The sequence below is a fragment of the Mesorhizobium sp. M4B.F.Ca.ET.017.02.2.1 genome, from assembly GCF_003998955.1.
Taxonomy (GTDB): Bacteria; Pseudomonadota; Alphaproteobacteria; order Rhizobiales; family Rhizobiaceae; genus Mesorhizobium; species Mesorhizobium abyssinicae.
In genome coordinates, this window is the sequence record NZ_RZOF01000138.1 from 1 (window position 1) to 14,327 (window position 14,327).

Sequence of the window (14,327 nt, forward strand, 5' to 3'; positions counted from 1 at the left end):
CCCCTCGACCACATCCGCAATTTCTCCATCGTCGCCCACATCGACCATGGCAAATCCACGCTTGCCGACCGGCTGATCCAGCTCACCGGCGGGCTGGAGGCGCGTGACATGAAGGAGCAGGTGCTGGACTCGATGGACATCGAGCGCGAGCGCGGCATCACCATCAAGGCGCAGACGGTGCGGCTGAAATACCGCGCCGACAATGGCGAGGACTATGTCCTCAACCTCATCGACACGCCCGGCCATGTCGACTTCGCCTATGAGGTGTCGCGGTCGCTGGCCGCCTGCGAGGGCTCGCTGCTGGTCGTCGACGCCAGCCAGGGCGTCGAGGCGCAGACGCTGGCCAATGTCTACCAGGCCATCGACAACAACCACGAGATCGTCGTGGTGCTGAACAAGGTCGATCTGCCGGCCGCCGAGCCCGAGCGCATCCGCGAGCAGGTCGAGGAGGTGATCGGCATCGACGCCTCCAACGCCGTGCTGATCTCTGCCAAGACCGGCCTCGGCATCCCCGACGTGCTGGAGGCGATCGTCCACCAGCTGCCGCCGCCGCGCGAGGGCGATCTATCGGCGCCGCTGAAGGCCATGCTGGTCGATAGCTGGTACGACGCCTATCTCGGCGTCATCGTGCTGGTCCGCGTCATCGACGGCGTGCTGAAGAAGGGCCAGACCATCCGCATGATGGGCACCGGCGCCAAATATTTGGTCGAGCGCACCGGCGTCTTCACGCCGGCCCGCATCAATGTCGACGAGCTCGGCCCCGGCGAGTTCGGCTTCTTCACCGGCTCGATCAAGGAAGTGGCCGACACCCGCGTCGGCGACACCATCACCGAGGACCGCCGCCCGACGCAAAAGGCGCTGCCCGGCTTCAAGCCGGCGCAGCCGGTGGTGTTCTGCGGCCTGTTTCCGGTCGATGCTGCCGATTTCGAGGATCTGCGCGCCGCCGTCGGCAAGCTGCGCCTCAACGACGCCTCCTTCTCCTATGAAATGGAAACTTCCGCGGCACTTGGCTTCGGCTTCCGCTGCGGCTTCCTCGGCCTGCTGCACCTGGAGATCATCCAGGAACGGCTGGAGCGCGAGTTCAACCTCGACCTCATCGCCACAGCACCTTCCGTCGTCTACCGCATGAACCTCAACGACGGCACGCTGAAGGAGCTGCACAACCCGGCCGACATGCCCGACGTGGTCAAGATCGCCTCGATCGAGGAGCCGTGGATCCGCGCCACCATCCTGACCCCCGACGACTATCTCGGCGGCATCCTGAAGCTCTGCCAGGACAGGCGCGGCATCCAGGCCGATCTCTCCTATGTCGGCAAGCGCGCCATGCTGACCTACGATCTGCCGCTCAACGAGGTCGTGTTCGACTTCTACGACCGGCTGAAGTCGATCTCCAAGGGCTACGCCTCCTTCGACTATCATCTGACCGACTACCGCGAGGGCGACCTGGTGAAAATGTCGATCCTGGTCAACGACGAGCCGGTCGACGCGCTCTCCATGCTGGTGCACCGCACGGCGGCGGAAAAGCGCGGAAGGCAGATGTGCGAGAAGCTGAAGGAGCTGATCCCGCAGCATCTGTTCAAGATCCCGATCCAGGCCGCCATCGGTGGCCGCATCATCGCCCGCGAGACCGTCTCGGCCCTGCGCAAGGACGTCACCGCCAAGTGCTACGGCGGCGACGTCTCGCGCAAGCGCAAGCTGCTCGACAAGCAGAAAGAGGGCAAGAAGCGGATGCGCCAGTTCGGCAAGGTCGATATCCCGCAGGAGGCGTTTATCCAGGCGCTTAAGATGGGGGATTGAGAAGCGCGCTTCTCACGAATGGAGGGAAGTAGCCGATCCGGCCCCGGCCGGACGCCTCACTCGGAGTGTCGCGGGTGTTGACGAATAGCTGAACCTCCTAGAGGGGCCGGCCGCCTAGGTCAAAACCAAATTGCGGATCCGCGTCCATCTGTCTGAGAACCCTGAGAAGTAAGTCTTTCTTGACCCGAACAAATTCGTCATCAGGTCTCACAAACAGCAGGTGACTTGCCTGTCCAATAAGTCGCGCTACGCATTGGTCCAATCCTTCGCCAATGCGCTCAGCGTGACCCCGAGGCCCGTATCGTTCAAAGTAAAAGAGCTCCTGCCGAAATCTACGCCTTACGGGACGGGGAACCGTCAGCTTTTCGTTAACAACGATACCCGTTACCTTTTGACGGTTGTGGCGGTATAAAACCTGACTCTTGCCCTTATTAATCTTATGGCCATTCGCTGACGCCAATTCTGATATAAACAGAAGAATCTCGTGAAAGTTTGTCCCAGCATCCATCTTCCCTGAGATAGTGATATCGTCAGAGTAGCGCGTATATCGAAAACCTCGAGACCGGCAGAACTCAAATAGAGTCAAATCAAATTCCAAAAGAACAATGTTACTTATTGCCCCACTCGTCGGTGATCCTTGGCACAAACGCCCATTCGACACACAAATCTTAGCCAAAAAAATAGAAACGTCCCTCGTGTATCCCGCCTTGTAAAATACTTCAACGACATCCTTTGTCAGAATTCGATCAAAGAAACTCTCTAGATCAAGCTTAAAGACAAAGTCTTGGCCAATATGGAATCGGGAGTTGTGCTTTAGATTAATTCCCTTAATGTACGACTTCACAAAAGGACTGACCCCTACCTTCTCCAAAATGTTAGCTAGAAGCCAGCGTTGGACTGCCTTTAGAAGAGGTAGGGGTTCTTGTATGAATCTTCTTCCGCCATTGCGCTTCGGAATAGAAAACCCCCGATAAAAACGTTTTGGATCGTTGGACACTGCGAATAGGTATTGGGGGCTAACGCCTACAACTTGACAGAGATGAACCGGTGAGTAGATTGTAGGAAGATCCCTATCGGCAAGTGACGCGCTATAGCTCTGTACAGCCGCAATCTGAGCTTCAGTCAGACCGTCAAAGATTACATTGATATTTCGCGAAATAAGCTCAGATTTTTGCAAGGTTGGGAGCTCGCGGCGTTACCATTATCGTTATTGCGAAGCAATATTTGCGACGAAGGAGCATTGGCACACCGAGAGGTGAGCTCCTGTGAGCCGAAGGTGTGCCAACGGCTTGATGTTACGTTCAATCTTGCACGTCGACTCGACGCACCGACGCATGAGCTTTTGACTCATACGCCACCACTAACGCGCTTTGCTACCTGTTGAGCAAGCGAGCTCCCAATTCGATACTGGCAGTTTGCCTCAGTTTCTGCAAGCAACCACCGTTCGCCGATGTCTATCAAAGGGACCTTCCCGCCAGCGTACCGACGCAACGCTCTAGCCCCCAGGGAGGTGAGGGCTAGCCTGCCGCCGACTGAGCGAAAGTAGGACTGCGCAATCATATCTTGAGTTAGCGTCATGATTCCTGTAGCTGAATGGAGCAATTCAGATGGCAGCCCTTGTTTCAGGGCAACTGATCGCAGCAGCAAGAACTGCTCCCTCGAGATGTTTAGCGGGGAAAAGGTGCGGGCCATTTTCGTTCCCTTCCTCGATGCCAAAATATAGGAAGAGTATTGTTTGGAGTTCTCTTCATAGAGACCAGCGCCTCGCTACCCTGCCACCCCCGCTTCTGAGCTTGCGATACGGCCAAATGCGACTCAAGCGCGTCGTAGCGTGCATAAAAAAGTTCAACGTTCTTTCCGGCGTCTCGCAGATAGCCGTCAATCGCCTTGCGCTTCAATACTTCGTGCACAGCGACCATACCTTTAGATTCAATCGCAGCCTTTCCGGATTCCATGATCGCAATAGTTAGCGCGCCGGTTACCTTGGCGGCGCTGTTCGATGATACCATTTTGCCGACCATTTCAAGAAATTGCTCCCCTGTTCCGATGAAATCGTCTACGGCGTATTTGGGCAAATCGCTTTGAAGCAGGTCCTTTGAATCTGGAGTGTCGAAGAAAACGAAGCGACCATCGAAATCCGGATTAGCAAGTGACTTTAGTTCGTAAAAAACGTGATCACCGCTTTTTATTCGGTCATCATCAAAAGGTGCAAGTGGAAAGAGGGCGATATTTCCGGTGTGAATTTGGCTTACTTGTAGTAGTAAATTAAATAGATGGTCCCTATACTGATTGATTATATCATAATTTCTAATCAAGTCGAAAACCACATCACGATTATCCGCATCGATAGCGGAGAACAACGCAACGAGGCGATCAAAGTTGCTTTTGCCGGGGCGAAAGAATTTGTCGGGCCGTGACAGCCCGTTTGCTTCCAGTATTTCCGTCAAAAGGAGCAACTCATCGACACTCAAAATCACCCCCGCCCCAGATCCAAGGCGGTGACAATAGCTAGCGGTGAACTTGATCGCAAGGCAAGTCGCTACTGCATCGGTCACCATCGAGCTGGCCAGCCGCGAAGGCATCAATCGATTTGGGGGGCGTGGCTGGACCGTAATCGCCCGAGCGACAACCCGCCAGCGCGCAGTCTTTGCGATCCCCCCACATCGGCGTATCCTCTCCCCGGCTTTGGGGAGTCACCATATGCGCTCCACCTCGGACACCACCGCCGCAATCGGCCTCGCCATCGGCGGCGCGCTGGGCATGGCGGGCACTTTCGTTGCCGGCGACGCGCTGCGCGAGACGCTGTGGACCATCGACGGCGTGGCCGTTGTCGTCGCGGCGGCGCTGCTGACGATGAAATACCAGCGGCTCGGCAATGATCTCGTCGCGGCCGGCTTTCTCACCTTCCTTGCCGGCGAGAGCCTGCTTCTGGCCGGCAATGCGGCAGGCTTGCAGGCCAGCGTGCCGTCCTATGTCGGCGGCATTGCGCTGTGGGCAGCGGGGCTGGTCATGGTCAGCGCCCAAGCCACCTTCGCGCTCTGGGTGCGCCTCGCCGGGCTCGTTGCCGCCTTGCTGTTCACGGTCTCGGCGCTGATGATCCTGTGGGGCGCGCCGCTGCTGCCGACGTCGGCGCCTTGGCCCGCCGCCGGCTACCCGTTCCTGGTCCTCACCTTCATCGGCTGGATCTGGACGCTGCTGAAACCCGAGCGGTGAGGGGCGGAAAAAATGGCCGCGCCGCTCGAACTCCACAACAGCGCAACGGGAAAAATCCTGCCGGCGATCGGGCCGTTGCTGATCGGCGCGATCTTCGCTTTCGGCGTGGTGCAAGGCATCGCGGCCGGGGCGAACAGCGGGCATGTGCTGGTCATCGCGCTGCTCGGCGCCGGCTGCCTGGCGCTCGGCTTCTTCCTCGCGCGCGGCGCCTTCGACACTTCGGTCAAGGTCGTGCTCGACAGCCAGGGCTTTCGGGACCGCCGCGCCGGCGACGTGCTGGTGCCGTGGAGGAAGGTGAGGAGCGTGCGCCTCACCTCCGGCAAGGGCTCGGCGATGCTCAATTTCGAGCTCACCGAGGAGCCGCCCGACGCCATCAAATACGCGCCGGCCAATGTGGTGAACCTGATCCTGCCCTTCGGCAAGACCATCGTGCACATGGAGGTCTCCTCGCTCGACGCGCGCGGCGACGACATGCTCGACGCGATCCGCAAATTCGCGCCGCATGTGGTGGTGAACAGGTAAAGCTCCCCCTTCCCCCCCTCGCGGGGGAAGGTGGCCGAGCGAAGCTCGGTCGGGGTGTCGGAAGGAACGAAACGCTGGCGATCTGTCGCCAACCGCCCTTTTGTGGATGACGCGTCTTTGCCAAGCTGGAACCATCCGTCTCGGCGCTACGCGAGGCCACCGCCCGGCCCTTCGCAGGCTCAGGGCGTTCGAAGCTCGAAAAGCCAAGCAATTGGCTTTTCGTCCGCTAACGCGGACCTCTTCTCACCCCACAGGGGGAGAAGGAAGAACCGCCGCAGCCCCGCCCGCCGATGCTCTACACTCCCACCTCGAAAGCCACCGCCATGTCCATCGAACTCCGCAACAGTCCCACCAACAAGTTCTCTTCCGTCGCCGGCTCGTTGCTGATGGCGGCGATCTTTGGCTTCTATACGCTGAAGGGGCTGGTCAACGGCGCCGATGGCGGGCGGGTGTTCTTCGTGGCGCTGCTGGCGCTGGGCTTCCTCGGGTTCGGCGGCTACTTCGCGCGCGGCGCCTTCGACACCTCGGTCAAGGTCACCCTGGATCAGCGCGGCTTCCGCGATGCTCGCCGCGGCGACGTGCTGGTGCCCTGGGACAAGGTGCAAAGCGTGCGCCTCTCCTCCCCCGGCAAGGGCTCGGGCATGGTCAGTTTCGAGCTCAACGGGGCGCCGCCAGACGGGCTGGCCAATGCGCTGTTTGGCGGCAATACCGTGCGCATGGAGATCAACTCGCTCGACATGAGCGGTCCGGACATTGTCGCGGAGATCGAGCGGCTGGCGCCGCATGTGGTGGTGGGTCGCTGATCTCCCCCCTCGAGGGAGAGATGTCGCCAAAGGCGACAGACGTCGCGCGTGGAAAGCCTGCGCCCCCTTTCGTCACGACAAGGCTCGGAGCTTCACGCGGGGCGACCCCCTCTGGCCTGCCGGCCATCTCCCCCTCGAGCGGGGAGATTACGCGCTTCGCCCGGCCATGCTCTACTCTCCACTCTCCAGGACCCGCCGCTATGATTCGCCTCGCCCTTGCCGCCCTGCTCATCGCCGGCCCAGCCCTCGCCGACGACATGTCGGTGTTCGTCCGCAACAAGCGCTCGGACGGCGTCGCGGTCGAACTGTTCAGCCGCGACCGCGATACGGTCTGGCCGGGCGACAACAAGGTCTTCCTGATCCGCCCCGGCGCGCGCAAATCGGTGCCGATCTCCTGCAATCCCGGCGAGAACATCTGCTGGGGCGCCTGGGTCAACGGCGACGACCAGGTCTCCGCCGGCGTCGGCCCCGACAACGACCAGCCCTGCGATACCTGCTGCTTCATCTGCGTGGAGCATTCGACCGAGACGATCGACCTGGCGGAGTAGGGGAAAGCGCCAACCAATCCTTCCCCGCTCCAGCCTCGCATGGCATGGTCGAACTCTCGGCCGAGGGGCCGATTCTTTCGGGGGACTGCCATGACTTTCTTCACCGCCCGCCGCATCGCCGCGGCGTTCTTCATCGCCACGCTGGCCGCGCCGGCGGCGCATGCCGGCGACGTCACGTTCGAGATCAGGAACGGCCATCCCAACGCCATGCGGCTCGAACTCTACAGCCAGGACCGCGACTATGTCTGGCCGGGCAATGACAAGGATTTCTACCTCGACGACGGCGAGACCAAGCAACTGCCGATCTCCTGCGAGGAGGGCGAATCGATCTGCTACGGCGCCTGGGTCGACGGCGACGAAGGCACCTATTGGGGCGTCGGCCCCGGCAACAAGGAAAAATGCGAAGACTGCTGCTACACCTGCAGCGGCGGCGAGACCGAGGAAATCAACCTGGTGGAGTGAGCGATAATCTCCCCCCTCGTGGGGGAGATGTCGCCGAAGGCGACAGAGGGGGTCGCTTCGCGTAAAACGCCAGCGCCCCTTCCTGCGAGAGCCAAGGTCGGCGCTTCACGCGCAACGACCCCCTCTGGCCGCTTCGCGGCCATCTCCCCCTCAAGGGGGGAGACTTGGCGTTCCAGCCAACTTGACGCCCCTCCCACCCTCGCCCTAGCCTGTCTCCACCCAAGAGGAGGCCCCACCCATGGCAGGCACGGTCGAAGGCGAGAAGGTCGACGTCTCCTTTTCCGGCAAGCGCTGCATCCATTCGCGCAACTGCGTGCTCGGCGATCCGCACGTCTTCGTGCCCAACGCCAAGGGCGAGTGGATCCACCCCGAGGCGGCCAGCGTCGAGAAGGTCGTGGCGCTGGCGGAGAACTGCCCGTCCGGCGCCATCACCTATCACCGCAAGGATGGCGGCCCGCAGGAGAAGCCGCCGGTGGTCAATACCGTGCGGCTGCGCGAAAACGGCCCGCTGGCGGTGCATGCCGAGATCGTTCTCGGCGACGAGACCTTTTATCGCGCCACGCTCTGCCGCTGTGGCTTGTCGCAGAATAAGCCGTTCTGCGACAACGCCCATATCAAGGCCGGCTTCACCGCCACCGGCGAGCCGCCGCTGAAGGACGCGCCGGCGCTCGAGGCCCGCGACGGCCCGCTGAAGATAACGCCGACCGTCAACGGCCCGCTCAAGCTCGAAGGCAATGCCGAGATCGTCACCGGCACCGGCCACACGATCGACCGCACCACGCGGGTCTTCCTCTGCCGCTGCGGCCATTCGGCCAACAAGCCGTTCTGCGACAATTCGCACAAAAGGGTGGGGTTCGTGGGGTAGGCGGTGGAAGCTGCCAATCTCCCCCCTCGTGGGGGAGATGTCCGGCAGGACAGAGGGGGGCGCCGTAGAGTGCCAACCTCAATAGCCAACGAGCATTGACAATGCCTCACACGCCATTGCCTTCAAAACATCGCGCAAACGCCAAGTCGATGCGCAAGATCATGACATCAGCCGAACTGAAGCTCTGGAACGAGCTTCGCGCGCACCGGCTGATGGGGCTAGGCTTTCGCCGACAATTTCCGATCGCCGGTTACATCGTCGATTTCGCTTGCCCACAAAAGAAGCTCGTCGTCGAGGTCGACGGCTCCCAGCATACGGAAGCCGATGCTGTTGTCAGTGACGAAGCAAGGACAGCGCGTCTGGAGCAGGACGGCTGGACCGTCCTGCGCTTTTGGAACGATGACGTCAGTCGCGACATCGACAATGTCTGTCAGCATATTGTGATTGCGGCGGGTCTTGGCGGCGCGTCCTGAACGAATTGGCCGGCGACGGGCGCAATTACGGCAAGGTCGGCGGGACAGCGCCCCCCTCTGGCCTGCCGGCCATCTCCCCCACGAGGGGGGAGATCACGCTCTCCACCTCCCTTGGCCCATCTCTCCCGGCTTTATCCGCAACGCCATATCGGCTAAGGGCAGGCACCAATCCTTTTGCCCGGACTGCCTGCAAAAATGACCGCCAAGCCAATACCGCTCTTCCTCGGCATCGACACCGGCGGCACCTACACCGACGCCGTGCTGTGGGCGGAGGAGGGCGGGCCGAAGGGCAAGGTGCTGGCCAAGGCCAAGGCGCTGACCACCAGGCACGACCTCGCTGTCGGCATCTCCGGCGCGGTCGACGCGGTGCTGGAGAAATCCGGCACCGATCCGACGGCGATCAAGCTGGTGTCGATGTCGACCACATTGGCGACCAACGCGCTGGTCGAAGGCCAGGGCGGCCGCGTGGCGCTGGTCATGATCGGCTTTTCCGAGGCCGACCTTGCCCGCGACGGGCTGAAGACCGCGCTCGGCACCGATCCGGTGGTGTTCTGCCCTGGCGGCCATGACGTGCACGGCAATGCGGCCAAGCTCGACCTCTCCGGCCTCGAGGCCGCACTGCCGGAGCTTGGGCGTTCGGTGTCGGGCTTTGCCGTCTGCGCCTACTTTGCCACCCGCAACCCGGCGCACGAGGTCACCGCCCGCGACCTGATCCGCGAGAAGACCGGCCTGCCGGTCACCGCCAGCCACGAACTGTCGGCCAAGCTCGGCGGTCCGCGCCGGGCGCTGACCACGCTGCTCAACGCCAGGCTGATCTCGATGATCGACCGGCTGGTGGCGGCGACCGAAGGGTTTCTGGACGCGCGCGGCATCGCCGCACCCTTGATGGTGGTGCGCGGCGACGGCGCGCTGGTGTCCGCGGCCTTCGCCCGCCAGCGGCCGATCGAGACCATTTTGTCCGGTCCGGCCGCCAGCCTCGTCGGCGCCCGCCACATGACCGGCCTCGACGATGCCGTCGTCTCCGACATCGGCGGCACCACCACCGACGTCGCCGTGCTCGACAGCGGCCGCCCGCGGCTCGATCCGGAAGGCGCCACCGTCGGCGGCTTCCGCACCATGGTCGAGGCGGTCGCCATGCGCACCTTCGGCCTCGGCGGCGATTCCGAAGTGGCGCTGGAGGACGGCGCGCTCAACCCGAAGATCCTGCTCGGGCCGCGCCGCCTGGTGCCGTTGGCGCTGGCCGGCATGGCGCACGGCGAGGCCGTGACGTCGGAGCTGGAGCGGCAGCTGCGGGCGCCGAACCCCGGCCGCATGGATGGCCGCTTCGCCGTGCGCACCGGCGTGCCGGACAGGCTTGCCGCCGGCCTGACGGCGCCGGAGGCAAAACTCTACGAGGCGATCGGCGCCACGCCGCTGGCGCTCGACCGGCTGCTCTCTTCCAACGCCCAGAACGCCACGCTGAACCGGCTGGTGGCGCGCGGCCTCGTGCATATCTGCGGCTTCACGCCGTCGGACGCTGCCCATGTGCTCGGCAAGCAGGCCAACTGGCATGCCGCCCCCGCCCGCCTCGGCGCCGAGCTGTTCGCCCGCAAGCGCGACGGCCGCGGCCAGTCGATCGCCGCGACGCCGGAAGCGCTCGCCGAACGCGTGCTGGTGACGCTGACGCGCTGGTCGGCCGAATACATCCTCGAAACCGCCTTCACCGAGGACGGGCTGGATGGCGCCGCCGCGGTCGCGCATGCGCTGGTGCAGCGCGCCGTCGACGCCCATCCCGGCATTGCCCGCCTCAGCGTCGCGCTCGACCGCCCGGTCATCGGCCTCGGCGCCTCGGCGCCGCTGCATTATGCCGGCCTGCCGCGGCTGGTCGGCAATGGCTGCGTCGTGCCGGACGATACCGACGTCGCCAACGCGCTCGGCGCCGTCGTCGGCCAGGTCCGAGTCTCGGCCGAAGCCCGCATCAGCCAGCCGAAGGAAGGCCTGTTCCGCCTCGCCTCGGGCCAAACCGTGCGCGACTTCACCGACGAGGCCAAGGCGATCGCCGCCGCCGAGGCCGATGTCAGGGCGATCGTCGCCGAGCGGGCCAAGGAAGCCGGCACCGACAACGCCGAGATCGACGTCGCCACCGAGCTCAAGGTCTCAACCGTCGAGAGCCAGCGCATGTTCATCGAGGCGCACGTGGTGGCGGTGGCGTCAGGACGGCCGCGGATTGCGGTGTGAGGCGCCCTTTCCTTCTCCCCGTTTCACGGGGAGAAGGTGCCCGAAGGGCGGATGAGGGGCGGCGCCGACCAACGTGATTTCGCAGCACCGCCTACTTTGCGTAACGTCGCGCCGCCTCTCATCCGGCTGCCGCCACCTTCTCCCCGTGAACGGGGAGAAGGACGCCTTCACCCTAAGCCGAATTGACCCCGTAACCCCAAACATGCCAAAGGCCCGGCAAAGCCTACAGCTGGAGACGTGCTGATGACCGACCGCATCGAGACCGCCGGGTTGCAGATCGCCCGCGAGCTGCATGACTTCGTGGCGGCCGAGGCAGCACCCGGCACCGGCATCGAGCCGGAACAATTCTGGAACGGCTTTTCCGCCATCGTCCACGAGCTGGCGCCGAAGAACCGGGCGCTGCTGGCAAAACGCGACGCCCTGCAGGAAAAGCTCGACGGCTGGTATCGCGAAAACGGCGCGCCGATTGACATGGAGGGCTACAAGAGCTTTCTGAAGGAGATCGGCTATCTGGTGCCGGAAGGCCCGGCCTTCAGCGTCTCGACGCAGAATGTCGATCCGGAGATCGCCGTCGTTGCCGGGCCGCAGCTGGTCGTGCCGGTGATGAACGCGCGCTATGCGCTCAACGCCGCCAACGCCCGCTGGGGCTCGCTCTACGACGCCCTCTACGGCACCGACGCCATCCCCGAGACCGGCGGCGCCGAGAAGGGCAAGGGGTTCAATCCGGCGCGCGGCGCGAAAGTCATCGCCTGGGCCAAGGATTTCCTCGACCAGTCGGCGCCGCTGACGTCAGGCAAATGGGCCGGCGTCAACGGACTTTCGTTCACCAACGGCATGCTGCGGCTGGGCGAGGGCGCCGGCTCCACCACGCTTGCCGATCCAAGACAGTTCGTCGGCTATCGCGGCGATGCCGCCAACCCGGAGGCGGTGCTGCTGGTCAGGAACGGCCTGCATATCGAGATCCGCATCGACCGCGCCAACCAGATCGGCCGCACCGATCCGGCGGGGATCGCCGATGTCATCCTGGAATCGGCGCTGACCACCATCCAGGACTGCGAGGATTCGGTCGCCGCCGTCGATGCCCAGGACAAGGTCGTCGTCTACCGCAATTGGCTCGGCCTGATGAAGGGCGATCTCGCCGAAGAGATCAGCAAGGGCGGCAAGAGCTTTGTCCGCAAGCTCAACCCCGACCGCGCCTACGCCGCGCCCTCCGGCGGCGCGCTGACCCTGCCCGGCCGCTCGCTGATGCTGGTCAGGAATGTCGGCCACCTGATGACCAACCCGGCGATTTTGGATCGCGACGGCAACGAGGTGCCGGAAGGCATCATGGACGCTGCGCTGACGGCGCTGATTTCGCTGCACGATGTCGGATCGAACGGGCGCCGCGCCAATTCCCGCGCCGGCTCGATGTATGTGGTGAAGCCGAAGATGCACGGGCCGGAGGAGGTCGCCTTCGCGGTGGAAATCTTCGACCGCGTCGAGGCCCTGCTCGGCATGGCCAAAAACACCATCAAGATGGGCATCATGGACGAGGAGCGGCGCACCACCGTCAACCTCAAGGAGGCGATCCGCGCCGCGCGCGAGCGCGTGGTGTTCATCAACACCGGCTTCCTCGACCGCACCGGTGACGAGATCCACACCTCGATGGAAGCCGGCCCGATGATCCGCAAGGGCGACATGAAGCAGGCCGCGTGGATTTCCGCCTACGAGGCCTGGAACGTCGACACCGGGCTGGAATGCGGGCTGGCCGGCCATGCCCAGATCGGCAAGGGCATGTGGGCGATGCCCGACCTGATGGCGGCGATGCTGGAGCAAAAAATCGCCCATCCGAAGGCCGGCGCCAACACCGCCTGGGTGCCGTCGCCGACGGCGGCGACGCTGCATGCCACGCATTACCACAAGGTCGACGTGCATGCCGTCCAAGCGGCGCTGAAGAGCCGGCCGAAGGCGAGGCTCGACGACATATTGTCGGTGCCGGTGGCGGTGCGGCCGAACTGGACGCCGGACGAAATCCAGCGCGAGCTCGACAACAATTCGCAAGGCATTCTGGGCTACGTCGTGCGCTGGATCGACCAGGGCGTCGGCTGCTCGAAAGTCCCTGATATCAACGATGTCGGCCTGATGGAGGACCGCGCCACGCTGCGCATCTCCTCGCAGCACATCGCCAACTGGCTGCGCCACAAGGTGTGCTCGGAAATCCAGGTCAGGGATTCGCTGCAGCGCATGGCCGCCATCGTCGACCGCCAGAATGTCGGCGATCCGCTCTACCGGCCGATGGCGCCGGATTTCGACAATTCAATTGCCTTCCAGGCCGCCTGCGACCTGGTGTTCAAGGGAACGGTCCAGCCGAACGGATATACGGAGCCGGTGCTGCACGCGCGGCGGCTGGAGCTGAAGGCGCGGAACAAGGCCGAGTAGGGTGGCGGCCGTTTCGGTTCACGCCGCCGGCTCGGGTGGCACGCGCCTGCGGCCTTGATGATTGGCGAAACCACTGGCGAGAGCGTCCTTCTCCCCGTTAACGGGGAGAAGATGGCGGCAGCCAGATGAGGGGCGGCGCGACGGCCATCGGATTCCGCGCCACTCTACATGCCCTTTGCGACCCCAAATGAAGACGGGCGGCTGCACCGGGGCTGGATGAGCGCCGGCGCTGCCCCTCATCCCCCTGCCGGGACCTTCTCCCCGTAAACGAGGAGAAGGACTAGACTACGCCGCCTGCGCCATGCGCTCCGCGCTCATCCGGTAGGAAATCGCTTCCGCGAGATGGATCCGCCCGACCGTCTCGCTGGCGTCGAGATCGGCGAGCGTGCGCGCCACTTTCAGCACGCGGTGATAGGCGCGCGCCGAAAAGCCGAGCTTTTCGCTGGCGTCCTTGAGCAGAGTCAGGCCGGCGCTGTCGGGTCTCGCGATCTCCTCGATGATCGAAGGCGCGCAATGCGCGTTGGTGGTCATAGTCGCGCCAAGCCGTTCGAGCCGCTCGCGCTGAATGTTGCGGGCGCGCGCCACGCGCTGCGCCACCGAAGCGCTGGTCTCGGCCTTGTCGGGCCGGATCAGGTCGCTGGCCGAGACCGCCGGCACCTCGATCCTGAGGTCGATGCGGTCGAGCAGCGGGCCCGAGATGCGCGCCTGGTAGTCGGTGCGGCAGCGCTCGCCGCGCAGGCAGCGATAGCCGGGCTCGCCCGACATGCCGCAGCGGCACGGGTTCATCGCCGCGATGAGCTGGATGCGCGCCGGATAGGTGACGCGGTGGTTGGCACGCGCGATCACGCAGTCGCCGGTCTCCAGCGGCTGGCGCAGCGCATCGAGCGTCTGCGGCGTGAATTCCGGCAATTCGTCGAGGAACAAGACGCCGTGATGGGCGAGCGAGACCTCGCCGGGCCGCGCCCGCAAGCCGCCGCCCACCATCGCCGCCATCGAGGCCGAATGATGC

Annotated in this window: 12 protein-coding genes; 10 read left to right on the forward strand and 2 right to left on the reverse strand. The window is 63.8% G+C overall.

Translation table 11 applies throughout. The annotated features are described in order from the left end of the window. Positions 1–1,797, forward strand: a 1,797-nt coding sequence (gene lepA, locus EN738_RS17695; protein WP_127284808.1) for a translation elongation factor 4, incomplete at its 5' end; no start/stop codon positions are given. 1,667 nt (positions 1,798–3,464) lie between these two features. Here lepA and EN738_RS17705 read toward each other — a convergent pair. Next, complete coding sequence (locus EN738_RS17705) at positions 3,465–4,355, reverse strand: hypothetical protein (RefSeq protein WP_127284810.1); 891 nt, start codon at positions 4,353–4,355, stop codon at positions 3,465–3,467. A 142-nt stretch (positions 4,356–4,497) separates the two neighbouring features. Here EN738_RS17705 and EN738_RS35530 point away from each other — a divergent pair, with 142 nt between their 5' ends. The 9 genes from EN738_RS35530 (at position 4,498) to EN738_RS17750 (ending at position 13,318) form a co-directional block, all read left to right on the forward strand. Further along, on the forward strand, positions 4,498–5,010 hold the full coding sequence (locus tag EN738_RS35530) for a hypothetical protein (protein WP_189605881.1): 513 nt from the start codon (positions 4,498–4,500) through the stop codon (positions 5,008–5,010). Between the two features lie 12 nt (positions 5,011–5,022). Then, entirely contained in the window at positions 5,023–5,532 is a 510-nt protein-coding gene (locus EN738_RS17715; protein ID WP_127284811.1) for a hypothetical protein, read from the forward strand. 323 nt (positions 5,533–5,855) lie between these two features. Then, positions 5,856–6,335, forward strand: a complete 480-nt coding sequence (locus EN738_RS17720; protein WP_127284812.1) for a hypothetical protein — start codon at positions 5,856–5,858, stop codon at positions 6,333–6,335. A gap of 200 nt (positions 6,336–6,535) precedes the next feature. Next, positions 6,536–6,883 carry a hypothetical protein gene (locus EN738_RS17725; protein ID WP_127284819.1) on the forward strand — a complete coding sequence of 116 codons (348 nt, stop codon included), beginning with the start codon at positions 6,536–6,538 and terminating at the stop codon, positions 6,881–6,883. Positions 6,884–6,973: 90 nt separating this feature from the next. Further along, complete coding sequence (locus EN738_RS17730) at positions 6,974–7,345, forward strand: hypothetical protein (protein ID WP_127284813.1); 372 nt, start codon at positions 6,974–6,976, stop codon at positions 7,343–7,345. A 238-nt stretch (positions 7,346–7,583) separates the two neighbouring features. Beyond that, on the forward strand, positions 7,584–8,210 hold the full coding sequence (locus EN738_RS17735; protein WP_127284814.1) for a CDGSH iron-sulfur domain-containing protein: 627 nt from the start codon (positions 7,584–7,586) through the stop codon (positions 8,208–8,210). 101 nt (positions 8,211–8,311) lie between these two features. Continuing rightward, a complete protein-coding gene (locus EN738_RS17740) occupies positions 8,312–8,683 on the forward strand; it encodes an endonuclease domain-containing protein (RefSeq protein WP_127284815.1) in 372 nt (123 codons plus the stop codon). A gap of 195 nt (positions 8,684–8,878) precedes the next feature. Beyond that, positions 8,879–10,900, forward strand: a complete 2,022-nt coding sequence (locus EN738_RS17745; protein ID WP_127284816.1) for a hydantoinase/oxoprolinase family protein — start codon at positions 8,879–8,881, stop codon at positions 10,898–10,900. A gap of 243 nt (positions 10,901–11,143) precedes the next feature. After that, on the forward strand, positions 11,144–13,318 hold the full coding sequence (locus tag EN738_RS17750) for a malate synthase G (protein ID WP_127284817.1): 2,175 nt from the start codon (positions 11,144–11,146) through the stop codon (positions 13,316–13,318). Positions 13,319–13,603: 285 nt separating this feature from the next. On the opposite strand, the gene EN738_RS17755 is transcribed toward EN738_RS17750, so the two are convergent. Next, on the reverse strand, positions 13,604–14,327 hold a 724-nt coding region (locus EN738_RS17755; RefSeq protein WP_145966868.1), incomplete at its 5' end, for an ATP-binding protein.